19 protein-coding genes and 1 tRNA gene are annotated in these 26,183 nt (G+C 68.9%); 7 read left to right on the plus strand and 13 right to left on the minus strand.

Features of this window, described 5'->3' with window-relative positions:
- Window positions 1-25: 25 nt before the first annotated feature.
- The 3 genes from GA0070612_RS00185 to GA0070612_RS00195 are packed head-to-tail and all read right to left on the minus strand — an operon-like array spanning window position 26 to window position 3,251.
- Window positions 26-1,174 carry a glycosyltransferase family 4 protein gene (locus tag GA0070612_RS00185; protein ID WP_088986055.1) on the minus strand — a complete coding sequence of 383 codons (1,149 nt, stop codon included), beginning with the start codon at window positions 1,172-1,174 and terminating at the stop codon, window positions 26-28.
- Between the two features lie 27 nt (window positions 1,175-1,201).
- On the minus strand, window positions 1,202-2,191 hold the full coding sequence (locus GA0070612_RS00190) for a UbiA prenyltransferase family protein (RefSeq protein ID WP_088986056.1): 990 nt from the start codon (window positions 2,189-2,191) through the stop codon (window positions 1,202-1,204).
- Between the two features lie 28 nt (window positions 2,192-2,219).
- A complete protein-coding gene (locus tag GA0070612_RS00195; protein ID WP_197699389.1) occupies window positions 2,220-3,251 on the minus strand; it encodes an NAD-dependent epimerase/dehydratase family protein in 1,032 nt (343 codons plus the stop codon).
- 444 nt (window positions 3,252-3,695) lie between these two features.
- Here GA0070612_RS00195 and GA0070612_RS00200 point away from each other — a divergent pair, with 444 nt between their 5' ends.
- From GA0070612_RS00200 to GA0070612_RS00230, 7 genes are all read left to right on the plus strand, one after another.
- Entirely contained in the window at window positions 3,696-4,865 is a 1,170-nt protein-coding gene (locus GA0070612_RS00200) for an endonuclease/exonuclease/phosphatase family protein (RefSeq protein ID WP_088986058.1), read from the plus strand.
- A gap of 203 nt (window positions 4,866-5,068) precedes the next feature.
- A complete protein-coding gene (locus GA0070612_RS00205; RefSeq protein WP_157742383.1) occupies window positions 5,069-6,094 on the plus strand; it encodes a glycosyltransferase family 2 protein in 1,026 nt (341 codons plus the stop codon).
- 39 nt (window positions 6,095-6,133) lie between these two features.
- The gene (locus tag GA0070612_RS00210; RefSeq protein WP_088986060.1) at window positions 6,134-8,008 is read left to right on the plus strand and encodes an AfsR/SARP family transcriptional regulator; all 1,875 of its coding nucleotides are present in this window, start codon (window positions 6,134-6,136) and stop codon (window positions 8,006-8,008) included.
- A 41-nt stretch (window positions 8,009-8,049) separates the two neighbouring features.
- Window positions 8,050-9,165, plus strand: coding sequence for a lysylphosphatidylglycerol synthase domain-containing protein (locus GA0070612_RS00215; RefSeq protein WP_157742384.1), 1,116 nt, complete (start codon window positions 8,050-8,052; stop codon window positions 9,163-9,165).
- A 55-nt stretch (window positions 9,166-9,220) separates the two neighbouring features.
- Window positions 9,221-10,363, plus strand: a complete 1,143-nt coding sequence (locus tag GA0070612_RS00220) for a glycosyltransferase family 4 protein (RefSeq protein ID WP_088986062.1) — start codon at window positions 9,221-9,223, stop codon at window positions 10,361-10,363.
- A gap of 22 nt (window positions 10,364-10,385) precedes the next feature.
- Window positions 10,386-11,399 (plus strand): glycosyltransferase family 2 protein, encoded by a 1,014-nt coding sequence (locus tag GA0070612_RS00225; RefSeq protein ID WP_088986063.1) that lies wholly within the window; start codon window positions 10,386-10,388, stop codon window positions 11,397-11,399.
- Between the two features lie 43 nt (window positions 11,400-11,442).
- Window positions 11,443-12,381 (plus strand): oxidoreductase, encoded by a 939-nt coding sequence (locus GA0070612_RS00230; RefSeq protein WP_088986064.1) that lies wholly within the window; start codon window positions 11,443-11,445, stop codon window positions 12,379-12,381.
- A 542-nt stretch (window positions 12,382-12,923) separates the two neighbouring features.
- On the opposite strand, the gene GA0070612_RS00235 is transcribed toward GA0070612_RS00230, so the two are convergent.
- From GA0070612_RS00235 to GA0070612_RS00280, 10 genes are all read right to left on the minus strand, one after another.
- Window positions 12,924-14,708, minus strand: coding sequence for an ABC transporter ATP-binding protein (locus GA0070612_RS00235; RefSeq protein WP_197699277.1), 1,785 nt, complete (start codon window positions 14,706-14,708; stop codon window positions 12,924-12,926).
- Complete coding sequence (locus GA0070612_RS00240) at window positions 14,701-16,533, minus strand: ABC transporter ATP-binding protein (protein ID WP_157742385.1); 1,833 nt, start codon at window positions 16,531-16,533, stop codon at window positions 14,701-14,703. Before GA0070612_RS00240 ends, GA0070612_RS00235 begins: the two co-directional genes overlap by 8 nt.
- A gap of 192 nt (window positions 16,534-16,725) precedes the next feature.
- Window positions 16,726-17,670 (minus strand): glycosyltransferase family 2 protein, encoded by a 945-nt coding sequence (locus GA0070612_RS00245; protein WP_088986066.1) that lies wholly within the window; start codon window positions 17,668-17,670, stop codon window positions 16,726-16,728.
- Window positions 17,671-17,771: 101 nt separating this feature from the next.
- On the minus strand, window positions 17,772-18,308 hold the full coding sequence (locus GA0070612_RS00250; RefSeq protein WP_088986067.1) for a hypothetical protein: 537 nt from the start codon (window positions 18,306-18,308) through the stop codon (window positions 17,772-17,774).
- Window positions 18,298-18,684 (minus strand): carboxymuconolactone decarboxylase family protein, encoded by a 387-nt coding sequence (locus GA0070612_RS00255; RefSeq protein ID WP_088986068.1) that lies wholly within the window; start codon window positions 18,682-18,684, stop codon window positions 18,298-18,300. The genes GA0070612_RS00250 and GA0070612_RS00255 overlap by 11 nt, the downstream gene beginning before the upstream one ends.
- Window positions 18,685-18,923: 239 nt before the next feature.
- The gene (locus tag GA0070612_RS00260; RefSeq protein ID WP_088986069.1) at window positions 18,924-19,451 is read right to left on the minus strand and encodes an aromatic-ring-hydroxylating dioxygenase subunit beta; all 528 of its coding nucleotides are present in this window, start codon (window positions 19,449-19,451) and stop codon (window positions 18,924-18,926) included.
- Entirely contained in the window at window positions 19,448-20,776 is a 1,329-nt protein-coding gene (locus tag GA0070612_RS00265; protein WP_231924411.1) for an aromatic ring-hydroxylating oxygenase subunit alpha, read from the minus strand. The genes GA0070612_RS00260 and GA0070612_RS00265 overlap by 4 nt, the downstream gene beginning before the upstream one ends.
- Window positions 20,773-21,939, minus strand: coding sequence for a nucleotide disphospho-sugar-binding domain-containing protein (locus GA0070612_RS00270; RefSeq protein WP_088986071.1), 1,167 nt, complete (start codon window positions 21,937-21,939; stop codon window positions 20,773-20,775). Before GA0070612_RS00270 ends, GA0070612_RS00265 begins: the two co-directional genes overlap by 4 nt.
- 956 nt (window positions 21,940-22,895) lie before the next feature.
- Window positions 22,896-22,971: transfer RNA gene (locus GA0070612_RS00275), tRNA-Lys, on the minus strand.
- A gap of 65 nt (window positions 22,972-23,036) precedes the next feature.
- Window positions 23,037-26,105 (minus strand): VWD domain-containing protein, encoded by a 3,069-nt coding sequence (locus GA0070612_RS00280; protein ID WP_088986072.1) that lies wholly within the window; start codon window positions 26,103-26,105, stop codon window positions 23,037-23,039.
- Window positions 26,106-26,183 lie beyond the last annotated feature (78 nt).

The raw sequence follows: 26,183 nt of genomic DNA on the forward strand, positions 1-26,183 counted from the left end.
GCCATTCTACTGACCGGAACACCACTCACATCAATGCGTTCGCCCGCGCACCGTGGAGCCGGAACAGCGCCGCGTACCGGTCCAGACACCCGTCCACACCGAACTCCTCCAGGGCCCGCTTGGCACCCTCGCGCCGGGTGTCGGCGTCCCAGCCGAGCACGTCCAGCAGCGCCACGCGTAGTCCAGCCGGATCCCGCGGCTGGACGACCCTTCCCATCCCGGTCGCCAGGACCGGATAGCGGCCACCGGGCAGGTCGGTGGTGACCGACGGGATACCGCACATCATCGCCTCGGCCTGCGCGATACCGAAGGACTCGGCGATGGAGGGCAGGGCGAACGCGTCGATGGACGCGTAGAAGTCGTTGATCTGCCGGCCGCGGAGCAGCCCGAGGATCCGGATCCGGGGATCCCGTTCGGCGGCCGTCCGGATCCGGTCGATCACACTGCCGCCCGCGACGGTCAGATAGTCGCCGCCAACCAGCAGCCGCGCCTCGGGATCCGGGATCTCGGCGAACGCGGCTACCAGGTAGTCCAGGCCCTTGTCCGGCACGATCCGGCCGAGGAAGCCGATGTGCGGGCCGGCGGTCTCCCGGTATGTCGCCTCCCCGCCGCGCCGGTCCAGGCAGGGCGCCGGGATCGCGGACCGCTGGCTGGACCGCAGGATCGACCAGAGCTCCGAGTACTGCGCCTGGTCGTCGCTGTTGACGACGACGGCGTCCGAGCGGCGCAGCGTGACCCGCGACGACACCCGTACCGCGGCCATCGCCGCCCGGGTCACCAGGGTGGGCGGCAGCCAGAGGTCGATGTGGTAGGTGGTCACCACCGGCACCCGCAGCGGCAGGGCGGTGATCAGCGCTCCCTCCAGCATCGGCAGGTGCAGGTTCACCACCCGCGAACGCCGGGCGATCCGGCGCACCAGGGACGGGAAACCGGGACTGACCGGGCCACGGCCGACCGAGGCGACCACCGGGCTGCGGTAGACGTCGACGCCGTTGCGGCTCTCCCGCAGCGGAAGCGCCGCGTCGTGCCGGACGGCGACCACCGCCACCCGCCAGCCCCGCCCGGCGAGGCCCTCGGCGAGCACCCGGGCCACCTCGGTCAGCCCGCTGACGTAGGGCGAGTAGTAGTTGACCGCGACGCAGAGGTCGTATTCGTGGGAGTTTTTGCTGCTCACCGGGCTTCTCCAAAGGGTGTCGAACGGTTACCGGACGGGCCAGGCGCTGGCCAGCATCGCCTGCGCCAGCACCGCGGCCCACAGGCCGAGATTGACCAGCAGCGCGCGGTCCCGGACGAGGTCCTCGACCGGATCGCCACCGGAGCCGCCAATGGCGATCATCTGCAGGTAGCGGTGAACCGCGAACGCGGCGAACGGGAAGGTCAGCCCCGCGGTGACCGGTCCGTACGGCGGTGTCTGGGTCCAGACGAAGGCGACGTAGCCGATCAGCGCCGCCACCAGGTTCACCACCACGACCTGGTCAAGGAAGTGGACCGAGTAGGCGCGCAGCGATGGCCGGTGCTCGCCGGCCTCACCACCCGTGGCCGAGAGGGCGGCGAGTTCGTGGCGTCGCTTGCCGAGGGAGAGCGCGAGGCACGCGCAGTAGACCCCGATCAGCAGCGCCGGATGAACGGCCGCGCCGACGGCAACGGTGCCGGCCAGCACCCGCAGGACGAATCCGATGGAGACGACCGACACGTCGACCAGGGGCTGATGCTTGAGCGCCAGGCAGTACCAGAGGTTGAGGGCGAGATAGCCGGCGACGACGACGCCGGTCAGGGCGGGTAACAGGGTGGTCAGGGCGGCGGTGCCGGCGAGCAGGGAGACGAGGAGGATGACCGCGGCGGTCGTGCTCACCCGCCCACTCGCCAGTGGACGGTTTCGTTTGACCGGGTGTACCCGGTCGCGCTCCCGATCCCTCAGGTCATTGAAGACGTACACGGCCGAGGCGGCGGCCAGAAAGCTCAGCAGGGTGCCGAGCAGCGGCACGATATGGGTCACCGCGGCGCCGGGTGCGGCCACGAGCGGCGCCGCCAGCACCAGGCCGCCCTTGACCCACTGGCGGGGCCGCAGCAGGACGAACAGTCCGGTGACGCGGGCCAGCGGTTTCAGCGCCTGTACGGCGACCGCCGGGTCGACGGAGACCACGGGCAGGTCCGAGGATGTGGGGTTCGGGACTTCCAGGGCGTGATTCATGGCGGACCTCTCCTTGCTCCGTGGAGTGTCAGAACAGCGCCTTCGCCAGGCTCAGAGCGCCCTGCTTCCAGGGGTCGCGGTGGGTACGTCCGGCGCTGCGCCGCGCCCCGGCGGCGTTCGCCCGCCACCACTCGTACGTCTTCAGCAACGCCTGTTCGTTGCTGAACCGCGGACTGAACCCGAGCTGCTGGGTGGCCCGGTCGATCGAGACGTACGAGTCCCGGGTGAGCTTGTGCACGAGTCGCTTGTAGACCGGGGAGAGCCGCGTCGCGGCGAGTACGCGCAGCGCGGCGACGGCGGGCCCGACCGGCATGGCCAGGACCCGCCTGCCGTGGCCGGCGGCGTCCAGGACCGCCTGGAAGTCCTCCCGCAGGGTGCGGAACTCGCGCGCGCCGATGTTGAACGTGTCGTTGGCCTTGTCGTCGGGCGCCTCGCAGACCAGCTGGATCGCCGCGCAAAGGTCGTCGACGTCGAGCATCTGGGTGGCGACGTCGCCGCCGCCGATCAGCGGGAAGTGCCGGCCCTCGTCGGCCCACTCGAAGAGCATGGCGAAGAGGCCGAGACGCTCCTCGCCGAGGAAGGTCTTGGGCCGCAGGATCGGGGCGCAGAGTCCCCGTTCGCGTTGCCGGAGCACGGCGGTCTCGGCGCCGAGCTTCGCAGCCGAGTAGGGGTCCACCGGTTCGCACGGGTAGTCCTCCGGCGTGGGGCAGTCCCGGGGCAGTCCGTAGACGGCGGTGGACGAGATGTGCACGAACCGGTCCACACCGGCCCGCCGCGCCGCGGCCAGCGCCGAGCCGGTGCCCTCCACGTCGACCGACCGGATCTCCGCCGCCCGGTGGCTGGGCAACGCGGCGGCGGAGTGGATGACCATGTCGGCGGAGCGGAAGGCGCGGGTCATCGCCTCGACGTCCCGGACGTCGGCCCGGACGAAGGTCGCCCGCCCTCGAACCCGGGGCGCGAGTGGACGGATGTCCACTCCGGTCCATGTCACTCCCGGCCAGGGGCGCGCCAGCAGCGCGGTGCCCAACATGCCGGCGGCTCCGGTCACCACAACGTGCACTTCCACCTCCCGTTTCGAAGAAATGCCGCGCTCTCGACGGCAGTGTCACGACTGCGCTGCGGCCACATTTCCGGCATTCGCCGTTATCGGATATTCACCGACCGACCATCCGCCGGTCACCGCTACCGACCAATCGGGCCGGCCCGCCAAATGCCGGGCAAGTCGCATATCGGACCGACCAGCCCCGGCCCGCAGACGCCAGCTCCGCTGTGGGCGTCGATAGCCTTCGCCTGCTCCATCCGGCGGCTCCTTCCTCGGTGGTGAATCCGGTATTGGCACTCGTGACGCTAGTGAGTGGCGATTGCCCCCTCCTTGGTGTCCGGAACAAGCTTCGAGCAAGGTGCCGATCGATACCTTTCTCCCGGCCAGTACCGACCTCGGCGGGAACCGGAGCCACGTAAAGGAGTTGCCATGACGGAAGCGGCGGCAAGAACGACCGCAATAATGGACGAAAAGGATCCGGAGTTGTCGCCGAAGCCTTCCGCCCGGTCCCGGCGGGCCCGCTGGGGGGTGCGCCTCGCGGCCGTGGCCTGCGTGGGCTGGCTGGTCGTCGTCGTGCTGCACCACCTGCTCAGCGCCAGGACGTACGTGTGGGGGCCGGTGGACCTGCTGCCGCCGATCGTCTGGGCGGCGGTCCCGGTGGTGCTGCTGCCCGTCGCCTGGCTGGCGCGGCCGATGCGCGGGCGGCTGGTCGGGGCGGCACTGCTCGCCCTCGTACTCGGCCTCGGCTACAGCGGGATCAACTTCGCGACGGTGTTCCACACCCCGCCACCGGCGCCCGCCGACGCCGTCAAGGTGGTGACCTGGAACACCGAGTACTGGGACCAGGACCGGCGCAACGGCGGGGAGCAGCGCACCACCACGGCGCAGTTCTACGACTTCCTGCGGGAGATGGACGCCGACGTCTACATGCTGCACGAGTACGCCAACGTCGACGACTCGCTGGTCGACATCTTCGCGCAGGCGTACGAGATCGACCAGACGGCGCAGTTGAAGGCCGCGTTCCCCGGCTACACGATCGTCCGCGAGGGGCGCAACGTCACGCTCACCCGGCTGCCGGTGGTCGGGCACGCGTGGCTCGACTCGCAGCCGTACCTGCCGGACGATCTGAAGCCGGTGCCGCCGGCCCTTGTCGACCGACCACTGTTCTACACGTCGCAGGCGCTGCGTACCGACATCCGGGTCAACGGCCAGGTCGTGTCGTTCTACAACTCGCACATCTTCCAGCCGCCGGTCCGGATCCTGCTGCTCCGCAGCGACGACGACCGGAACATGTTCGAGATCGACCGGTTCAACTTCGAGATCCGGCAGGCCAGCTACCAGGCCATCGCCGCCGACCTGGAGAAGAACCCGAACCGGGCGGTGATGGCCGGCGACCTGAACACCTCACCGTCGATGAATCTTCTCGACATGGTCTCCGACCGGCTCGTGGACCAGAGCAGTGCGCTCTCCTCGCTCTACCCGGTCACCTGGCCGGTGGGCGACAAGCCGCGAATGTGGCGTATCGATTGGCTCTTCACCACTCCGGACATCAAGGTGCACAAATACGACCTGACCCTCCCCAAGGGCCTGTCCGACCACAAGGCCCAGCAGTTCGTCATCTCGGCACCCTGACCGAGATGAGCGTCACATTGGCGCGAAACACGCGGTGGCAGGCCATCCCGAGCATTTAACGAGCATGAAACCGATCGATGGATGTCTACCGATGTCAATCAGGCACTAAGGTGGTCGACGGGTCTTCTCGACGACGAGAAAACCGACGAGTAGGTGCGTCGTCCACCTCCCAGCGCAGCCGAATACCTGCCCGAGGAGCATCAATGAAGCCCGCCAAGACGCCACTGGTGTCAGTGGTAATCCCCTGTCACAACAGCCGGAAGACCATCGCCCTGAGCGTGCTCTCGGCATTGCACCAGACCCACCCGTCGGTCGAGGTCATCGTCGTCGACGACGCCAGCACGGACGAGACGCCGGAGATCGTCAGAAAACTCGGTTGCACACTCATCGAACTGACCGAAAATGTCGGTGCCGGCCCCGCCCGCAACCGCGGCATAGCCGCAAGTAGCGGCGACATCCTCTTCTTCCTCGACTCCGATGTCGCCCTCGCCCCCGACGCGGTCGCCAACGCCGTGAAGATCTTCGAGGAGAACCCGTCCTACGGAGCCGTCTGGGGGGTCTACGGCGACCGCCCCCTGGTCGACGACGGCGTGGTGGAGTGGGTGCAGGTGCTCTACGGCCACTACCGCGCCACCCGCAAGCTCGGGCCGGCTCGGACCGGCCACTTCGCCAGCGGCGCCGTGCCCCGCTGGGTCATCGACGACATCGGGGCGTTCGACGAGCGGCTGCGCGGCCAGTACGCCAACGAGGACCACGAGTTCAGCCTCCGGATCGCGGAGCACCACCCGGTCACCCGCACCCTGTCCGTGGTCGGGTACCACGACGACGACGACCAGCTGTCCCTGATCCTGCGGAAGCTCTACCGGCGGGCCGGCTCACTGGTTCCCCTCGTCCTCAAGCAACGCGAGCTGAAGCCCGAGCGGGAGGCCACCCACCGGCCCGCCGAGGTCGCGGCCGCCTTCCTGGCCACCACCAGCCTCCCCCTGGTACTGGTCTCCCCCTACCTGGCGGCCGTTCCGGTCGCCTTCCTGACGTGGTTCATCGGCGTCGACCTCCCCCTGTTGAACTACGTCCGACGCACCGCGGGCTGGCGGCTGGTCCCGCCGAGCGCGCTCCTCAGTTTTCTGTACAGTCTCGCGATTTCCGCGGGCGCGTTGAGTGGTGGCATGCGCTACGTGCTCGACGCGCGCTTCCGACAGAGGTACCGGACACCGGCCGGCGTCCACTAGTACGCCGGCCGTCGTCAGACGTGATGACGGGGAGAGCATGTGAGGATCCGACTACTGGGCCCCATCGAGGTGGAGTCAGCAGGTGGCCCGCTGGATGTGGGGCCACGGCAGCGTCGCGCGGTCCTGGCGGCCCTGGCCGTGGACGCCGGTACGCCGGTGTCGATCGACACCCTGACCGAACGGGTGTGGGGGCCGGCGGCTCCGGAGGCGCCCCGCAGCGCCCTCTACGCCCACGTCGCTCGGCTGCGCCGGGCCCTGGCACAGGTCGACGACGGCTCCGGCAAGCCCATCGGACTGAGTCGCCACGGGGACGGCTACGTGCTGGACGTCGAGCGCCAACAGGTGGACCTGCACCGGTTGAACCGTCTCATCGACACCGGCCGCGCGGCGACGCGGATCAGCGACGAGAGGCGGATCGCCGCACTGCGCGAGGCGATGGACCTGTGGCGGGGGGATCCACTCGCCACCCTGGCCAGTGACTGGGCCAACCGGGTCAGGCGCAGCGTGGCATCGCAGTTGATCAGCTTGGCTGGTGCCTGGGGCGCCGAGGAGCTGCGACTCGGCAGCCCGGAGGCGGTGGCCGAGCGGTTGGCCCGGGTCCTCGGCTCGTACCCGCTCGCCGAGCCGCTCGTGTCGCTGCAGATGCGGGCGCTCTGCGCGATGGGACGTACCCCCGAGGCGTTGCAGTACTACGTCGACACCCGCGCGCAGGTCGTCGAGCAGTTCGGCGCCGAGCCCGGCCCCGAGTTGCGCAACCTGCACGTCGCCATACTCCGCGGCGAACTCGACGAGCCGTACCCGGGCAACGTCGGCCCGGTCTCCACCCCGATCCGGCACGTGCCGCGGCAGCTGCCCGCCGACATCGCCCGATTCTCCGGCCGGCACGACGACCTCGCACCGATCCTGAGCTGGCTGAACCCCCCCAGCACGGAGGACTCGGCCCCGGTCGTGTCGATCTACGGAACCGCCGGGGTGGGGAAGTCGACCCTGGCCATCCACGCCGCGCACAAGCTCACCAGCCGGTACCCGGACGGCCAGTTGTACATCGCCCTGCGTGGCACCAGCGCGGACGCCGAGCCACTGACGCCGGTCGACGCACTCGCCCGGCTGCTGCGCGCCCTCGGGGTCAGCATGAACTGCGACCAGGAGCAGGTTGACGAGGCCGCGGCCCTGTTCCGCTCGGTCGTCGCCGGCCGTCGGCTGCTGCTGGTCCTCGACAACGCCGTCGACGCCGCCCAGGTGCGCCCACTGCTGCCCAGCGGCGCCGGCTGCGCGACGCTGGTGACCAGCCGTCAGCCGCTGGCGGGGCTCAGCGACGTGCGCCAGCTGCGCGTCGGACCGCTCACCGTCCCGGACGCCATCGCGCTGCTGAGCCACTGGGTTGGGGCGGAACGGGTGGCGGCGGAGCCGGAGGCCGCGACCGCGATCGCCGAGTGGTGCGAGTGCCTGCCGCTGGCGCTGCGCATCGTCGGTGCCCGCCTCGTGGCCCGCCCCGGATGGCCGCTCGCCGAGCTGCGCGACCGACTCGCCGACGAGCGCCGCCGGCTGGACAATCTCGAGTTCGACGGGGTCGGCCTGCGGGCCAGCATGGCCGGCTCCTACGACCGTCTCTCCGGCAGCCCGGACCGCTCCGAGCGCGCCATCGCCGAGGCGTTCAAGTTGTTGGGCACGTCGCCGATGACGGAACTCAGCCGGTCGACCGCCGCCCGGGTGCTCGCCCGCTCGGAGGCACACACCGAACGCATCCTGGAGCGTCTGGTCGACGCGCAGCTGTTGGAGACCTCGACGCCGGGCAGTTACCGAATGGGTGAACTGCTGCGGCTGTACGCCCGGGAACGCTTCGCCGGGCCGGAGGGAGAAATGACCGGCGAACTGTCGGACAAGGAAGAAGCAAGCGGTTCGCGGTTAACGTGAGCCACCAGCTCGATTCCTTTCACGATCGGAGAAGGTGCCGCGTGTCAACAAAGGAACTGGACGCACCGCAGGCCTTCCCGGGAATCGCCGCAACAGTGACCGCCATGCCCCGGAAGCGTTGGCGCTCGGTGGCCCGCCGGGTCCTCATGGGCCTGCTGCTGGTGGTGACCGTGGTCTTCATCGTGCTCGCGCTGCGCGGTCAGGACTGGTCCACGGTCGCCGGCACGCTACGCGGGCAACGGCCCGGCTTCGTCGTGACGATGGCGGCGTTGGCCGTCCTGGCCAATGCCGCCGGTCTGGTCGCCACGATGGTCTCCTGGCGGGCCATGCTCGCCGGCGTCGGGGAGCGGGTCGCCGCCGTGGACGCGGCCCGGATCTTCTACTTCGGACAGTTCGTCAAGTACGTGCCCGGCAAGGTGATGGGTTTCCTGGTCAGCGTCGAGATGGGCAGGGCCGTCGGCGTACCGGCGGGCCGGATGAGCGCGGCCTGGCTGCTGGCCCTGGTGGTGAGCCTGCTGACCGGCGCCACCGTGGGGCTGGCCGCCGGACCGGAGGTGTTCGGCGCGTCGTCCGGCTGGCTCCTGCTGGCCGTTCTGCCGGTGGCCGCGGTCCTGGTCCGCCCCGGTCTGGTGGGCGGGGCCGCGACCCTGCTCGGCCGGCTGCGCCGCCGTCCGGAGCCGTCGACGGCGATCTGCGGCACCGGCATCCGGCAGGCGGTCGTCGCCCAGCTGCTGGCGTGGGTGATCGGGGGCGCCCACCTGTGGGTCCTCGCCGTGGCGATGGGGGCGCCGCCGCTGCGTGCGCTGCCGCTCTGCCTCGGCGCGTTCGGCCTTGGCGCGGTCGCCGGGGTGATCGCCGTCTTCGCTCCCGACGGCATCGGCGTCCGGGAGGTGGTGGTCACGGCCGCGCTCAGTGTCATCCTGCCGGTTCCGGTGGCCGGGGTGGTGGCGCTGGTCAGCCGGGTCGTGGTGACGCTGAGCGAACTCGCCACCGCGGGGGTCGGTCTGCTGGTGACCGCGGCGATCATCCGGCGGCGACGGACGGCGGCACCTCCTGCCGTGCCCACGGTGGCGGTGGCGATGGGTCCGGAGCACACGAATGCCGGTTCACCGGCCCCCAAGAAATCGCCAAGAAAATGGTCACAGGCGAACCACTAATGTCCTCAGGTATTAGGCAGTCGGCCGTAGCGATACCTCAGAGAATGCGGTACCCATGCCGGACAGGAAATACGATCTGACGCTAGCGGCCACCCACTACGAGCCGTACGTCAGCGGATTCACGCAGACCGCACGCAGCATCGCCGAGGGAATGGCCAATCGGGGTTGGCGGGTCGCCGTCGTCACCGCCCAGCACGATCCCGAGCTGCCGCTGCGGGACACCGTCGGCGGGGTGGACATCTACCGCTCCCCGGTGCTGATGCGGGCGAGCCGGGCGATCGTCGCCCCTCGCTACCCGATCCTGGCCGGCCAGCTGGCGCGCAAGTCGTCGCTGCTGCACCTCAACCTGCCGATGCCGGCGGCGGCCCTGCTGATACCGCTGGCCCGCCGCGTACCGGTGGTGAGCATGCTGCACAGCGACCCGCACCTGCCGGCGGGCTGGTCGGGCCGGGCCTTCGCGCGCGCCTCGGACGTCTCCTCCCGAGCGGCCATCCGCCGCTCCGCCGCCGTGGTGGCGAGCAGCCACGACCAGGCACACGCCTCGCGGTTCTGGCCGGTCATCCGCAACCGCAACTTCACCCCGATCGCGCCGCCGTGCCTGGACCGGCGGGGCGGTGAGCCCCGATACCGGGAGACCGGCGGCCTGCACGTCGGTTTCCTGGGCCGGATCGTGGCGGACATGGGCATCGGCTACCTGGTCCGGGCCTTCCAGCGGATCGCCGACCCCGACGCCCGGCTGTTGATCGCGGGCAACTACCACGAGGTGACCGGTGGCGATCTGACGGCGGTGCAGTCCGAGATCGATCGGGACAGTCGGGTTCGGATCCTCGGCGAGCTGCGCGGCCGAGAGGTCAACGACTTCTATGCCTCGGTCGACGTGTTCGCGCTGCCGGCGGTCGCCAGTTCGTTCGGCACCGTACTGGCCGAGGCGATGATGAGCGGCATCCCGTCGGTGACGACCGATCTTCCCGGCAACCGTTACCCCGTGGCCGCGACCGGATTCGGCCGAGTGGTTCCGCCCCGGGATCCACAAGCGCTGGAACGGGCCATCTCCGAACTGGCGGCGGTACCGCGGCCCTGGAAGGAGCAGAAGGCCCGGGCGGCACGGGCGCGCTTCTCCGTGGCGGCGTCGCTGGACGCGTACGAGGTTCTCTTCACCACCCTTCGCGGACGCACCGCGACACGGCAACACCGATGAAACAAAGAAAGGTTGGAGCCCGATGAATGAACAGCCACTCGTCTCCGTGATCATTCCGAACTACAACTACGCCAGCACCATCGGCGAGTGCATCAGAGCGGCGAAGAACCAGACCTACCCGGCCGTCGAGGTGATCGTGGCCGACGACGCGAGCACGGACGACTCGGTGGCGATCGCCAGGGCGCTCGACGTCACGGTGCTGCAGGTGCCGGTCAACAGCGGCGTCTCCACTGCGCGGAACCTCGGCGCCCGGCACGCCAAGGGTGAGGTCCTGTTCTTTGTGGACTCCGACGTCGCGCTCGATCCCGACGCGGTCGAGCGGGCGGTCGACCACCTGCGGGAAGAGCCGCGACTCGGTGCGATCTGCGGCATGTACCGGGCCGAGCCGATGTTTCCCGACAGCCTGGTCAAGCGCTACCGCGCCATCCAGCAGTACGTCTGGTTCTGCGAGGTCGAGGGCGCCATCCCGGGTCTGCACTCGGCTCTCTTCGCGATAAAGAAGGAGACGTTCCTGGAGATCGGCGAGTTCAACGACCGACTCCGCTGGACCGAGGAGCAGGACTACGGCTTCCGGCTCAACGCCCGGTACGAGGTCAAAGCCGTACCCACCATCCGGGGACGACACGACCACGACGGCACGATGCGGGTGATGCTGACCAAGGTGTTCAACCGCACCCGGCTCGGCGCGCCGAACTGGCTGCGACTGAACAAGCTTCCGGGCGGTGCCGGAACCGGATATCGGGCACTGGGCAGCGCCTTCCTTCTCGCGGCGGTGATCACGCTGGTCTCGTCGGTGCTCCTCGGTCCCTGGGCCCTCCTCGCCGCCGCGGTGCTGACCGGGATCAGCATCGGGCTCGACAAGCGCACCTACGGCTACGCCTATCGTCACCACGGAATCCTTTTTGGACTACAATTCACGGTGCTTCACCTATTGGTGACGCTCACCTCGGCGGTGGCAGCCAGCATCGGCATTCTGCAGGGTCTGCTGTTCCCCCGCATGACGCAGCGGCTCTACCGCGTCGAGAACCCCGCCTGACCCCACGCGCCAGCAGTAACGGTGCCCGACCGGAAAGTTGAACATGACTCTTTCTGATCAGCCTGACGACCTGGGTTTCGGGATCGACAGCACAGCGACCGAGGTACTCGCCGGCATGGATCTCTCCGGCAGGTTCGCCATCGTCACCGGCGGATACTCCGGCCTGGGCCTGGCGACCACCCGCGCCCTCGCCGCCGCCGGCGCCCGGGTCCTCGTTCCGGCCCGCCGTACGGACGTCGCGCGGGAGGCGGTCGCGGGAATCGCCGGCGTGGAGGTCGACGAACTCGACCTCGCCGACCTCGGCAGCGTCCGGAACTTCGCCGACCGCGTCCTCGACGCGGGTCGCCCCATCGACATCCTGATCAACAATGCGGGCATCATGGCCACCCCGCTGACCCGAGTGGGCGAGGGCTGGGAGGCTCAGTTCGCGACCAACCACCTGGGGCACTACGCCCTGGTCAACCGGCTCTGGCCGGCGCTGACCGCAAACGGCGGCGCGCGCGTCGTCGTCGTCGCCTCGGGCGCCGGGGAGACCCCGCGCATCAACTGGGACGACGTGCACTTCGAGAACGGCTACGACAAGTGGGCGGCGTACAGCCAGTCGAAGTCGGCCAACATCCTCTTCGCCGCCGAACTCGACAGGCTGGGCCGGGCAGCCGGGGTGCGGGCCTTCTCGGTGAACCCCGGCTACATCCTCACCCCGTTGCAGCGGCACCTCTCCAAGGAGGAGATGGTCGGCGCCGGCTGGATCGACGAGAACGGCACCGCACTGCTGCCCGAGTTCCGGGCACCCGAGCAGGGCGCCGCGACCCAGGTCTGGGCCGCGACGTCACCGCGCCTGGCGGACGCGGGCGGTGGTTACTGCCAGGCGTGCACGGTGGTCAAGACCTTCGACGGCCCCGCCGACCGCGAGGCGGCCGAGCGGCTCTGGGCGTTGTCGGCCGAGTTGACCGGCGTGGACGCGTTCGGCAAGTCCGAGTAGTCGGAACGGCGGGCCGGTTGCCAGCCCGCCGGGACGTGACACGCGGGGTGGACCCGGCCGGCCGGGTCCACCCCCACTCGACCCGCCACCCGCCGCCACACCACCAGCCGGGCCGGCGACCGATGACACGGCCGGCGTAGCGGCGATTTCCCGGTGGCCTGTGCCGCACGTACGCATCGATGATGCCGTTACCGTCGCCGCGGAATCGCCCTTGGATCACCTGGACGATCTGCTTCGGATCGTCGACCGACCGATCGCCGGGCGGGGCGCACGTCGCCAACTGGCGTCCCTGCCAGGAACCCAGGCCAGCACCCCATGGCGGCGAGCGCTGCGCGGAGTCGACGAACACATCCGCCGGCTCCGGTGATCTGGGTCCGGCTTGCGGGGACGACCCGGCAAGCCGGACCGATCCGCCCGCGGCGTCGGGCGACGAGAGGCCCCGCCTGCTCACCGACCATCGCGGTGGCCGTACCGACCCTCGACACGTCTCGAAATGACGGAGAATGACGACCACCGCCGCCGATCTGACGAAGCCTCGATGATCAGCGATATGCGTCCGCCTGCAGGCTGAAGAACTCGGCGTACATCCCGCTGAGCGCCAGCAGCTCGTCGTGGCTGCCGGACTCTGCGATCCGTCCGTTCGACACGACCAGGATCAAGTCAGCCATCCGAACGGTCGAGAACCGGTGTGACACGAAGACGGTGACGCCGCCGGTACGGATCCCCACGTCACGCGCCGCGTCGGAGTACCGCGCGAACAAGGCGTGCTCGGTCAGTGGGTCCAAGGCGGCGGCGGGCTCGTCGAGCAACAGCAGCAGCGGATCGTCGCGCATCATCGACCGGCTCAACGCGATGCGCTGCCACTGCCCGCCCGACAGTTCAGCGCCGTTGTCGTAGGACTTGCCAAGGTAGGTCTCCAGGCCGATCGGCAGCCGGTCGATCACCCCCTCCGCGTCTGCTCGCCGGATTGCCCGCTCCACCGCGCCCGGTTCGTCGAGTCGAGGCAGGTCACCGAGGCCGATGCTGCTTCTGGCCCGCAGCTCCAGCCGGATGTAGTCCTGGAAGCTGGCGGAGATCCGCTGGCGCCAGCCCAGCGGGTCGAGCCGTCGCAGGTCGGCGCCGTCTATGGTGATCTCGCCTGCGGTCGGCCGGTAGAACTGGCAGAGCAGCTTGACCAGGGTGGACTTGCCGGAACCGTTGTCGCCGACGATAGCGACGATCGTGCCGGAAGGGATGCGCATGCTGAGGCCCTGCAGCACGTCGGTGTCGGTGCCCGGGTAGCGGAACGCGACGTCACGCAACTCGATGCCGTCGGTGAGGACGGCGGGCGGTGTCTGGTCAGCCGGCGGGCCGGGTTCCGGCGGCGTGGCATCGCGGATCCAACTCAACCAGCCGAAGGCGCGGGCGTTGCGTTGCAGCGCCTGGGCGAGCGCGACGGCGCCGGCAGCCTGCGCGTTGGTCTGCACGGCCAGCGTGATGGCGAGGACAACGTCGCCGACGGTGCGCTCGCCGCTGATAGCGGCGCGGACGACCAGGACGATGGAGCCGATGTATCCGAGAGCGAAGATCAGCTGACCGGTGAGCCGCAGGGCAGCGCCGGCGAGTTCAGCCCGGCGCAATCGGCTGTCCACCTCACGGCGGACCGCCCCATGGCGGCGGCGGAGCTCTCCGCCGAGCCCGAAGAGCCGAATCTCCTTGGCGGCGGTCGAGCTGAGGGCCAGATCGAAGAGGTGCCAGCTCATGCGGGTCGACTCGGCGGTCGCGAGTTCGGCACGTTCCAGTCGCTTCTCGGCCAGCCGCCCGGCGATCAGCGGGGGGACGCCGAAGATCGGCAGCAGGAGCAGCCACGGCTCGATGCGGGCAAGCAGCAGGGCGGTCAGGGCGATCTGGGTGAGTAGCACCCCGATCGTCAGGACGGTCTGCACGCTCTGGCCCAGCGTCCACGACTGCTGTCGGAGCAGTTCGAAGCGATCTGCGGCGTCCCGCCGTTCGTGCAGCGCCAGCCCGACCGGTCCGTGCGCCAGGTCTCCGAGCTGACGTTCGGTGTCCTGCTTGTGCAGATCACCGAGCTCGAAGAAGAAGATGTGGGCGAAGTGCTCCATCGTCAAGCTGAGCAGGACACTCACGGCGGCCACCGCCGCCGTCCAGACCGCGACATCGGTCCGCCGGTCGAGGGCCGCGTCGACCGCCACACCCAGAAAAAGCGCCAGTAGGGGTCCACTCACGGCGCCGAGCATCATCAACAGGGCGGCGGTGATCAGCCTTCCCGGGCTGAGCCGCCACGCCGAGGCCAGCGTCGCGCCGACACTGCGCAGTACCTTATTCACCGCTTCCTACCTCTTCCTCGGTGAACCGTGCGGCCTGCAGCCGAAACAGCTCCGCATAGCGACCGTCGAGGGCGAGCAGCTCTTCGTGAGTGCCCTGCTCGACGACGCGACCGTGTTCCAGCACGACGATCCGGTCGGCACGGCGCACCGTGGAGAACCGATGCGATATGACAACGCTGGTGACTCCCCGGGTAAGGTCGAGGAACCGCTCGAAGAACGCCACCTCCGACCGCACGTCCAGGTTGGCTGTCGGCTCGTCGAGGACGAGAATGCTGGCGCCACCCTCGACGGCGACGAGAGCACGGGCGATCGCGATGCGCTGCCACTGCCCGCCGGACAGTTCGGCGCCGCCGGCGTATCGCCGCGACAGTGGAGTCTCCAGGCCGCGGGGGAGATGGTCGACGAAATCCGCCGCCCCGGCCTTCTCCAGGGCGGCCCGGACCGCCTTGTCGGCACGCTTCGGCTCCGCGAGCATCTCGATCGCGCCGAAAGCGATGTTGTCGCGCACCGGCAACTCGAAGTGGGTGAAGTCCTGGAAGATCGCGGCAACCCGGCGCTGCCACGCCGTGGTGGGAAAGGTCCGAATGTCGACGCCGTCAGCGGTGATCGCTCCGGCCGTCGGTTCGTAGAGCCGGGCCAACAGTTTCACGAGGGTCGTCTTGCCTGTGCCGTTGAGGCCGACGATCGCCAGCGACCGGCCTGCCTCGATGGTGAGATCGAGGTCGGTCAACACCGGCAGGCCGCCCGGGTAGGCGAAGGACACCTTGTCGAATCGCAGCACCGTCCTGGGCAGTCCAGCCGGATCACCCCGGCCGCTCTCGGTGGTGCGGGCGTCGGCTTCGCTCATCCTCTCGATCCGCTCCACCGACCGGTAGGCATTGAGGCCCTGCTCGGTCGCCACATCGGACTCGGCGATGAACCCGCCGATCCTCATGGCGGCCAGGGACGCCTGGAATACGAGTATCAACCCGCCCAAGCCGAGCAGTCCGGCCGCCGTTGCCTGAGCCGCTCCCGTCAGCAGCGCGCCCAGCAGCACGAAGGCGACAAACACGTAGAGTATGTAGGGGCCGTAGAACAGCCGGCGCCGGGCCCGCCAGACCGGGAGCACGGCGTCCATGGCGGCCGTCGTATATTCCTGCTTCAACCAGGGCAGAAGGCCGAAGACCCGCAACTCCTTCGCCGCTGCGGGCTGGAGCAGCATGGTGCGGAGGTATTCGCTGCGGCGCCGCAGCCGAGCGGTGCTCCGAAAGACCTCGGTGAACACCGACAGGCCGAGTCGGTAGCCGAAACGGATCGTCAGGGCCGCGACGAGCAGAGCCGGCCCGGCCCACCACACGAAGACGACCGACGTGACCCCGGCGGCGAGCACGGTCTGCAGGTACCGCGAGATCAGCGCGATCTGACCGGCACCAGCGGCACCCGGCGACCACATCTCGGTCCGCAGCCGGTCCTTGGCGTCGGCGACGTGATCGAGCAGCTCCGGATCCTCCATGACAGCCACACCGCTGCTCGCCTGGGAGGCCGCCATCAACCGGTCACGGACGAGATCGTCGAGGCGGCGGCGGATCAGGTTGCCGAGCAGTTCCTGTACCGGCAGCAGCAGCTGCACTCCGAAGAACGCGGTCGCCGCGAGGATCAGGTTGGTCCGAAGGTCGCTCCAGGCCGCCGACCCGAGCCCGCCGGCTACCGCGTCCGGCACCCGGGCGACCACGGCCGAGGTGGCGAGGATGAACGCGACCGGCAGGACCCCCGCGGCGATCTGGATCATCACGGCGGACGAGACCAGCGACCAGCCGGCCTTGGGCACCAGGTGCAGAATTCTCATTCGCCCGCCGAGGCGCGATCTGTGACCGTGCACAAGCTCCGCCCACACAGACCTGTCGTGCATCGTCATCACCAGGCGCCTTCCGTGCGGCTGTGAACCCTGTCGGCGCATGGCAGAGCCCTGCGCACGACGTGCTGAGATGTAGGCGAACACGTTGATGGATGAGTATCGGAACCGTCCGCCCCACTTCGCCTAGGCGACAGGAACGGAGAACTCGCCGTCCGCAACCTCCACACGCGCCCCGGGAGAGGCCGCGGGGGTGGACCTCGTGCACATCTCGAACTGCTCGTAGAGATCGATCCAGTTGGCGCCGACGGCGGGGTTGAAGATTGGCGCAAGCATGGCCTGCAAGATCACCTCGGGAGCCTCCCTGTGCAGAGCGATGAATAGGCTCAAGTTCTTCAGCCAGCCCTCGTAGACAGGCTTGCTGGGGCGCAGAGGTGGCCCTTGATGGTAGGCGAAGCTTTCTTCGTCGAAGACGAGCTGCGTGCCGGAGCGCTCCAGCCTGTACCCCAACTCGGAATCCTCCAGGCCCCATCCCCGAAATTCCTCGTTGAATCCACCGACGCGCTTGTAGTCGACGCTTGGAACAGAGACGTTGCAGGTGAAGAACAGATGCCAGGATGTCTTCAGACCGCCGCCGGTGCCGCTCAGTCGACTCAGCAGGTCCAGCCTGATGTCGCTCTTTATTATGCCGCCAAGAAATTCCTCGCTTCCGTCTTCCACAAAACGATCGTTGAACGCTCCCGGAAACCGCAGATACTTCCGGAAGCCGATGGCGGCCTTCTTCGCGGAGATAACTCGGTAGTGACGGAGATGCCGATCGACAAAGGTGGGCGGAACCAGTTGATCGCCGTCGACGAAAATCAGGATTTCGCCGGTCGCTTCTTCTGCACCGCGATTTCTTGCGGCACTTCTGGAGGATGTTGCGGAACGAGGCAGATGCAGGTAGCGGAACCGGGAGTCCGCGCTCACGTGACGCTGCACCGTCTCTGCGGTCGAATCGGTCGATCCATCATCGACGACGAGCACTTCGAGGGAGTCGGAGACAGCCAGAATCTGTGCACGGAACGTGCGAAGGCACCTGTCCAGCAACACGGACGAGTTGAATGTCGGCACAATCACTGAGGCCTTCATCTACGGGCTCCATCTCAGAGCAGAAACCGGAATCCCCCACGCGGGAAGTTCGATGGTGAACCGCCGGCCGACAGCCGACGACCGACGGCGCTGCTGTCGGTCTAGTCCGCTGTTCCACCGCGGTCAGGTGACCCGGCTGCGCCGTTCTCTGAAGCGTGGAGGGATTCCGCGCGCCAGGTGCATCCGTCACCTGCCTGTTCGCACGACACGGTGACGTCCGATTCGACGTAGCGGGCGGCAATGGCGGTGTTGAGTTCCTGACAGTACGGGCACGGTGATGTGAAAGTCAGTTTGACGCCGGCACCGGCGGCCTGTTTGCGGTACCGCAGGATCCCACACTCGGCGTTGCGCAGGACGGTGCCATCCGGCTGAGGCTCACTGGTCACTGCCGAGTCGTACAGCAGCAGTTGGCGCTGGAGCCGGGTCATGAAGTGAACGGCGGCCGACTCTCCGGCGGGCCGCTGCGATTGCAGTAGGTCCGCAGTGATCCGCGAGTTCGCCTGGATCCACGCGGACACGCCCTCATCGCCGTGCATGCCCAGAATGAACTCTTCGGCGGCCGCCTGGGCCTCGAAGAACCGCTGCCGCCAGAGATCGACCTTGACGGCGGGGTCGAGGGGAGCAGGGTCACTGGTCATGGTCGGTGTCCGTGCTGGTGTCGAGCTCGGCGAATACCTCCTGAGCGATGCGCAGCCCGTTGTTCGCCACCGGCCATCCCCCGTAGTAGGCGAGCTGGATGATGATCTCGACGATCTTCTCTCGTGGCATCCCGAGGTTCAGGGCGGCACCGATGTGGCCGCGCAGCTCCCAGTCGGTCCGGGCCAGGGTGACCGCGGTCAGCGCGATCAATTCGCGATCCTCGACGCTCAGGTGCGGGCGGGTCCAGATCTCACCGAACAGGTGGTCGATGGTGAGTTGCAGGAAATCGGGGTAGGAGCCTGGGCGGGGTTCGCGGCCGAAGACGTGCTTGAACATGGCCTCACCCCGCTCATGTCGGGCAAGCGGCTGGTTCATCGATCACTCCTTCGTGTTGCCAGGTGGCCGGTCGGACAGTGGCGAATTCCCACGACGCCACGACGGCGACGAGCAGTGGCGCGGGCGCAGATGTCGGTATACATCGAGGAGGGTCACTACGGCACAGCCGACCCCGCCGCCACCGACGGCACCGGTCAGCGCGGCAGGTGCGGCGCAGCCTGATGCGGACCCACCCCTGCGCCGAAGCTGTGTGCGGAGGGCCGTGTCTCTGTCCGACCTCAGAGGATGATGCTCAGCTTCCCGTGTTCGTAGAGACTCTCGTGGTCGAGCACCACGACACGTCTCCGGACCCGGAACGATTCCCCCTCAACGGCGAGTTCGAGCCGGCATTTTCCGACGTAGGAGTCAGAGCGCCCGTGCCCGAACCGGTACACGACGATATTCGCCGCCACATCGAGGTGCGTGCCCCGATCGGCCAGAATCTCCACGTTGCTGATCATCCGATTCGTCCGCGACAGGGGATTCTCGCACCACACCTCGCCGTTGAGGATCTGCTCGATCCGCTGGCGTAGCCGGGCGGCGTTGTCGTCGATGAGCCCGAGCGCATCGGCCGACTCGCCCCGGACGTCGGTGGCCGGCACGGTGTAGCGGATGTCGTCGGTCAGCATCTCGTCGTACCACTCGCGCAGGCGCCACTCGTCGAGCAGCCGCGCCTCACGGAAGAGAAACTGGCTCACCCGGTGCCACAACCGCATCTGGGCCGTCGCGTCGACCGCCGGCTCGGTATTGATCGTGTCGGTGGTCATCGCCGTTGCGCCCCTTGCCTCGCGGCCCGCTGAGTGACGTGTTGAGCTTCCTCGTGATCGTCGTCGTCGTGCATCAGCCGGTCCCACTGCCGCCAGAACTCGCGGGCGGGGAGTTCGTCGGTGGTCTCGGGGACCTCCTTGGCCATACCGCGTGACAGGTCCGAGTAGCGGAGCGTGCGATTGAGGTAGCCCCGCTGGCAGGACTCGATGATCTCGATGTCGTCGGGGGTGGCGAAGCCGGCGGGACCGAGAAAGGTCAGGTAGTGACTCTTACGCAGTTCCCGGATATCCGGATCCTCGTCCTTGGGGGCCAGCGCGACTGAGGTGATGGACATCTGGCCGGCACCGACCGGGTCGATCTTGCGGATGGTGATCCCGATCGCGTCGATGATCATCAGATTGGGGAAGATCATCAACGCCCGGTTGGCGCCGGTGATCCGTTGGGCGCGTTCGGCGCCGAACCGTTCGACGAACCGTGCGGCCGTCGCCTCCATCCGTGACCTGACCTCGGGGGGAAACATCGGCGTCCAGTAGGCGAGCGGTCGGGCTGCCGCCGGTACCAACTCATTGGCGCCATGCCCCCGTCCGAGAGCGCGGGCGAATCCGCCTCGTCGTCGCGGTGCCATTGTCCCGAGCGACTCGATGTAGCTCACGTAACGCTTGTGCAGGGCACGGAAGTGGTAGATGTCGACGCTATTTTCCATCATGAGCTTCCAGTTGGCCCGAGCCCCGTGCAATTGCGCACCCTGGATCACCTCCATTCCCACTGCGGACTGGTCGGCGATCAGATCGAGGTACTCCGTCGCGCCCGCCAAATATTCGGTCAAGGTGCGTGGCTGCTCAGGATCGAAGGTCGCGAACACAAAACCCCGGTAACTGTCGCTACGGTGCCGCGCCAGGCTGAAGTCGGACTTGCGGAAGCCTGGCCCGTACCCGTCCGGAAGCGGAACTCCGACCAGGTCGCCCTGGTTGGAGAATGTCCAGTCGTGGTACGGGCACCGGAACGATCTGGCCTGCCCGGCTGACTGCGAGCAGATCAGGGCCCCGCGGTGCGGGCAGCTGTTGGCGAACACTCGAATCACCCCGTCGGAGCCGCGCGCCATGACCACCGGGCGCCCCCCGACGTCACGGGACACGTAGGAGCCCGGCGCGGGCACCTCTGATTCGTGCCCGACGTACAACCAGCAGCGATCGAAGATTTTGGCCATCTCCCGTGCGGCCACGTCGTCGTCGGTGTAGGCCCGGCGGTCCACCCGGAATGAGAGACTCTCAAGATCATCGAAAACGATCCGGTCGTCCACCTGCCGTTGCAGTTCTATCGTCACTGCTCCCCCTTTCGCTGTAGCTTCTCGCCCGCGCTGATGACCAGTTCCGCCGTGCGCGCGGCGGAATCGCCGCACTCGGGCTGCGCCGCGCGCAGCCGCGCCCGGTAGTCCCGGCCGGGATCGAGCAGATCGGTGACAGCGTCAGCGACCGCCTGTTCGGAGACGTCGGCCGGCTCCAATGCCGTCCCGAAGCCCGCGGTTTCCACGAAGTACGCCTGGATCGGCTGATCCACGGCTAGCGGGATCACCAGCATCGGTGTCGCCGCCCGGATCGACTCCGCCACCGAGTTGTAGCCGCCATGGGTGATGAACACATCGGCGCGCTCAAGGACCTCACGTTGTGGCACGTACGGGGCGGTAAGCACGTCAGCGGGCAGCGCGAGTTCCTCGGCGAGATCCCCCACCGCGGCAATCACCTGCGCACCGGTCTTCACCGCCCCCGTGATGACCGTGCGGAGGAGGTCGGGCCGCCGGAAAAAGATCGTGCCGAAGGAGACGAACACCAGCGGACGGCCGCGGTCGATCTCCTCCAGGCCGGGAAAGACGACCTCGTCGCCGCGTTTGCCTGCCGCACCCGGCAACCCGACCAGCTGCACGCCGTCGTCGGTGACCGCCTCATCCCCGACGAGCGAGGGAATCGTCGGCATCACATTGAGAATCGGCGAACGCGCCGAATGAGTCCGGGTCGACCACAACACCCCGCGCCTGGTCAGATAGTCGCCAACCTGTTCGTCGTACAGCCAGCGACCTTGCCGACGCTCCTTCGGGCATACTCCGCCTAGGTTTGCCCAGATCATTCCGTACGGCACACCGGACGCCTGCGCCCCGGCCATCGCTGCCGCCAGTACCGGCAGCGAATCGAGCAGCGCGAAGTCCGGCGCCGTGGCCCGCAGCGCATCAGCCACCTGGTCCGCCACCGGTGACGATTCGAGCATCGGACCGATCTTTGCCGGATCGTCGCTCCACGGCGCCATGTGGACCTGCCCGACCATGCGGATCTCCGCCGCGCCCAGGGCCTGGCGACGCTGCTCGCCGAGCGCGCCACCGTCCGCCGACACCAACAGCAGCACCACCTCATTGCCGGCGGCTTGGAGCGCATTGACCACCGGAATGTACGGATTGAGGTGACCATGCTGAGTTGTGGTGAGGAAGGCGATGCGCACTAGCTCTCCGATCCATGGGAAAACGAATGGGCCGACCCACCATCTGGGCCGGGATCAACCGTATCGGCCACGATTACGACACCCGACCTTCAGAGGCGAGTCGAGACCGGGACGCACGAGCGGAAGAAAACCGCCGGCAGGCACGCGGGAACGCCTGGCAGGCAAAAGAACCGTCGATGTCCAGATATTGATACGCGGATCTACGCATTCCCCACCACCGTTGTGGGGATGCGGACTCAGCTACGTCTACTACTCAGAAACAAACCTGCAACAATGGGCCACCGTCTACGCCGAGGCGACTGCGGAAAGTGTGCCCGAAGGCCCAATCCATGTCAATGCCTTGATGTTCTCCGCACACCCATAACGCCGCCGCGGGCTCACCACCATTCCGGCCGAGTCGCCGGATTTCATGCGATGGCGTCGACGAAGTTTGATATGTCACCTTGGTCGAGCTCCGAGCCGTGGTCGCCGGCTAACCGATCCCGGGTCGCAAACGAGGCCCTACCTGAGCTCACCGTTCTTCGGTAGGGGCCTTTCCTGTCTTATTTCAATACGGCGACCCGATCGGCCCGCAGAGCAGATGGTCTGCGGGCCGAACAAAAGGAGGCTGACCATGACACTCATCTGTCACGGGCGCAGCGCGCCGCCCACGATGCCGAACCCCGCGTATGGCTGATCCAGCAAGCCTGAATGCGGCGCGTGTCGTACCAGCCGTCAACTCAGGCGAAGACCGCCTCCTCGGCCTCGTCGCGGGTTCGCCAGGCGGTCATCTCCACCACCCGCCGCGGGTCGCCGATGCTGCCCGCTGAGCGCAGGCATCCACGGAACAACCACATGTCCCGGCAACGCCGCCCCGGTGCACCAGCTCCCGAGCACCCACCGAGCGACCGCCATCCGACCCGACAACGAAGAAGGCTCCGACCCGGTGTGAACCGCCAGGTCAGAGCCTTGATCGTTGGTGCGCCGCCAGGGACTCGAACCCCGAACCCGCGGATTAAGAGTCCGCTGCTCTGCCAGTTGAGCTAGCGGCGCTCGCCGGCAACGGGACGAGACGCTAGCACGTCGCGCACGTCGCCCCGAACAGGCAGGGGTCCACCTCACGTCAGCGTCAGCGCGACCTGCCCGGTCGCGCCCCCGGACGGGTCCACCACCACCGTGTACGTGCCGGAGGTCGGCAGCACCGTCGGCTCGATGTCGCCGGCCCCGTTGATCACGCAGCCGCTGGTGATCGGGCTGCCGTCGGGGGCGCGTAGCTCCAGGACACCGCACTGGTCGGGTAGGTCGGAGGCGGTCGCGGTCAGACTCACCGACGTACCGGCGCTGGCGGTGAACCGGACGGTGGTGACCGCGCCGGGTCGCTCGACGGTGGCGACGACCGGCGGACCGCCGACGGTGATCGTCGCCGCCTGGTCGCGGCTGCTGACCAGGCGCAGTGTGGTGGCGCCGGTGGTGCGTCCGGTCGGGTCGACCACCACTGTGTACGTCCCGTCGGTGGGCAGCAGCGTGCCGTCGATCTCGCCGACGCCGTTGATCACGCAGCCGCTGCTGAGCAGCCGGTCCTCGGCGTCGCGTAGTTCCAGCGGCGAGCACTGGTGGGGAAGTGTGCTCGTGGGCACCTCAACGAAGACGCGTTCACCCTGCTGACCGGTGAACCGGTAACGGGCCCGCGCGCCGGGATGATCCAGTGTCGCGGTGACCTCCGGGCCGTTCGCTTGCAGCGTGCCGTCGACGTCCCGGGCCACGTACACCCGGACGGCTGCCCGTCCGGTGTCGCCGGGGGCTGCGGTGACCCGCACGGCGTACGTGCCGGTGGTGGTGAGGTCGACGCGGTCGACGTACCCGACGCCGTTGATGGCGCAGCCACCCCCGATGTCCTGCCCGGTCGGGTCGGTGAGCGCGAACGGCGAGCAGCGGTTGACCATTCCGGGCGCGGTGACGTCGACGAAGACGGCGTCCCCGGCCCGGCCGGGGAACGTCAGTGGCGCTCCGCCGGGGGTGAGGCTGGCGGTTGCGACGGGTACGGCCGTGATCGGTGTGGCGGCGGGCGGGACGACCTGCTCGGTGGTGGCGCCGGCCACCGCGAACTCGGGGCGGCCGCTGACCGCGACGTCGAAGACGCACTCGGCGAGCTGGGCGGGGGCGGTGATGCCGGCCCACCGGCAGATCTGCTCGGCGGTGGCGCGGCGGGCCGGGTCGAGGTCGTCGACGGTGACCTCCCGTTCGGGGAAGGCACGGTCGGTGAACGTGCCGGTGTCCTGCCCGTCGTCGTAGTGCAGCAACGAGCGGTCCGGGGTGATCCGCCAGCTGTCCGCGTACGCGGGGTAGAGCTGCGTGAACGGCACCGGCTGGGTGAGCGCGGTCCCGGCGGAGGGCGCGATGTCGTCGGCCGGGTCACCGTCGAAGTCGCCGAGCAGGCCACGGACCTTCCCGGCCCGGCCGTCGGCGAGCTTGACCAACACCCGGTAGCCGTAGTGGCCGATCTGGTCCACCGCCGCCGCGGAGCCGTCCGGCCACGTCACGTCGTACCCGTCGGCGGGTGCGGTGTCGGAGGGGCGGCGGGTGAGGGTGCCGCCGCCGGGCAGGTCGGTGCGTTCCGGCGGCGCGGCCACCGGCGTGCCGTCGACGTGTACGCGGGTGCCGCCGTCGGTGAGCGTGAGCGCCACCCGGTGCGTGCCGACCCGGAACGCGACAGCCGAGTTGACCGAGGCGGTCCGGGTGCCCGCCATCGGCGCCTGCCGGACCTGCACCTCCAGCGGGTCGTTGCCGGTGGCGGTGACCAGCGTGAACTCGCCCACGGCCTGGAAGTCGTAGGCCACCCGGTCGAACGTGACGAGGTGCGGGTCACCGTTGCTGCCGCCGCAGTTCGCGCCCTCCTCACAGAGCTTCACCGGCCCCTTCTGCGGAGGCTTCTTCTTCGCCGGTTTCTTGCACTCGTCGAGGTTCTTCGGCAGCGTCTTCCCGTCGTACTCGGTGCGCGGTGGCAGGCCCTTCGCCGCCCGGTAGCGGTTCTCCGCGAGGGTCGCCCTCACCTCGGCCGTACGGCTTTCGGTGCTGCCGCAGTCGCCCTGCGGAACCTTGTTCTGGGAGATGTCGTCGGCGTGGTTCAGCTCGTGGTACAGCGCGGCGCAGGGGTCCCGGGCCACGCCGTCGCCGTACGGCTCGACGGAGGTCGGGTTCCAGGTGACCGTCGAGGAGCCCTTCCCGTCGGGGCTGTCCGGGGTCTCGAACGCGCCCGAGCCGCCGGTGGTCGGGATGATCCGCACCCGGGGAGACTTCGTGTCCCGCAGTCGCGGGAGCAGGCCGGACGGGTCGCCGCCGGGCGCGGCGAACCCCTTGAGGCAGGCGTCGACAGCGCCCTGGAAGTCGACGCCGCTGACCGGTACGCCACCGGTCGGGTCCACCGCGTAGTCGGCCCGGGCCGGTCGGGGCCCACCGACGACCAGCGCGCCGACGGTCGCCAGCAGCAGCGCCAGCGCGGCGGCGGTCGGCCGGCGGCTTCTGCGCCTCAGGACCACCACCACAGCGACGGCGAGCAGCGCCAGCAGCAGCGCTCCGCCGGCAAGCCACACCCAGCGCCGATCGGCCATGCCGTCGCCGTCAGCGACGGTGAACGTGGTCGTCCGCAGCGTGGTTCCGCCCGCGCAGAGGCCGGTCGCGCCGGTCACCGGCAGGGGCAGGTAGCCGGCGGTCACCTCGTACCGGCCGGGGGCGCCGACCGGCCACAACGTGTCGAGGCCGCCGCCGTCCGGGGTCGCCGCCACCGAGCGGAGCAGCACCGCGCCGTCGTGCAGGCGTACGCCGGTCAGGCTCACCGTGGTGGTCGCACCGGGTTTCACAGTGGTGAGCCCTGCGGTGGCGGCGGCACCGATGCCGTCGTCGTGGAAGCTGCGGGCCAGCGTCGGCGTGAGTTCGCGCCCGTCGAGGTGTACCCCGGTCACCTGGACGGTGCCGACGGCGCTGGTCGGCAGCGCGCACGCCGCGCCGGTGGTGTTCGTGACAGTGAGGTCGAGGCGGACCTGGTCGCCGGACCGGTAGTCGGCCTGGCCGGGCCGCAGGGCCAGGCCGAGACCGCCGTCGGCGGACGCCGCGGCGGCGCTCACCGCGCCGGTCGCCAGGGCGGTGAGCAGTACGGAAATTGTGGCCGCGAGTCGCACCGTCCACCTCATGGTGCGGACTGTAGGGGCGCGGGGGCCGATCGTCGGACGCTCTGTCGGGGACCGGTCCCAGCGAGTCCGGGCAGCAAC

It is taken from the genome of Micromonospora chokoriensis, from assembly GCF_900091505.1.
In the GTDB taxonomy this organism is placed as follows: domain Bacteria; phylum Actinomycetota; class Actinomycetes; order Mycobacteriales; family Micromonosporaceae; genus Micromonospora; species Micromonospora chokoriensis.

What these genes read in the sequence shown, in the direction of transcription:
- GA0070612_RS00245 (WP_088986066.1), bottom strand. Translation starts at nt 17,670, where the DNA reads ATGAAGGCCTCAGTGATTGTGCCGACATTCAACTCGTCCGTGTTGCTG.
- GA0070612_RS00220 (WP_088986062.1), top strand. Translation starts at nt 9,221, where the DNA reads ATGCCGGACAGGAAATACGATCTGACGCTAGCGGCCACCCACTACGAG.
- GA0070612_RS00205 (WP_157742383.1), top strand. Translation starts at nt 5,069, where the DNA reads ATGAAGCCCGCCAAGACGCCACTGGTGTCAGTGGTAATCCCCTGTCAC.
- GA0070612_RS00260 (WP_088986069.1), bottom strand. Translation starts at nt 19,451, where the DNA reads ATGACCACCGACACGATCAATACCGAGCCGGCGGTCGACGCGACGGCC.
- GA0070612_RS00240 (WP_157742385.1), bottom strand. Translation starts at nt 16,533, where the DNA reads ATGAGAATTCTGCACCTGGTGCCCAAGGCCGGCTGGTCGCTGGTCTCG.
- GA0070612_RS00280 (WP_088986072.1), bottom strand. Translation starts at nt 26,105, where the DNA reads ATGAGGTGGACGGTGCGACTCGCGGCCACAATTTCCGTACTGCTCACC.
- GA0070612_RS00230 (WP_088986064.1), top strand. Translation starts at nt 11,443, where the DNA reads ATGACTCTTTCTGATCAGCCTGACGACCTGGGTTTCGGGATCGACAGC.
- GA0070612_RS00255 (WP_088986068.1), bottom strand. Translation starts at nt 18,684, where the DNA reads ATGAACCAGCCGCTTGCCCGACATGAGCGGGGTGAGGCCATGTTCAAG.
- GA0070612_RS00190 (WP_088986056.1), bottom strand. Translation starts at nt 2,191, where the DNA reads ATGAATCACGCCCTGGAAGTCCCGAACCCCACATCCTCGGACCTGCCC.
- GA0070612_RS00200 (WP_088986058.1), top strand. Translation starts at nt 3,696, where the DNA reads ATGGACGAAAAGGATCCGGAGTTGTCGCCGAAGCCTTCCGCCCGGTCC.
- GA0070612_RS00225 (WP_088986063.1), top strand. Translation starts at nt 10,386, where the DNA reads ATGAATGAACAGCCACTCGTCTCCGTGATCATTCCGAACTACAACTAC.
- GA0070612_RS00250 (WP_088986067.1), bottom strand. Translation starts at nt 18,308, where the DNA reads ATGACCAGTGACCCTGCTCCCCTCGACCCCGCCGTCAAGGTCGATCTC.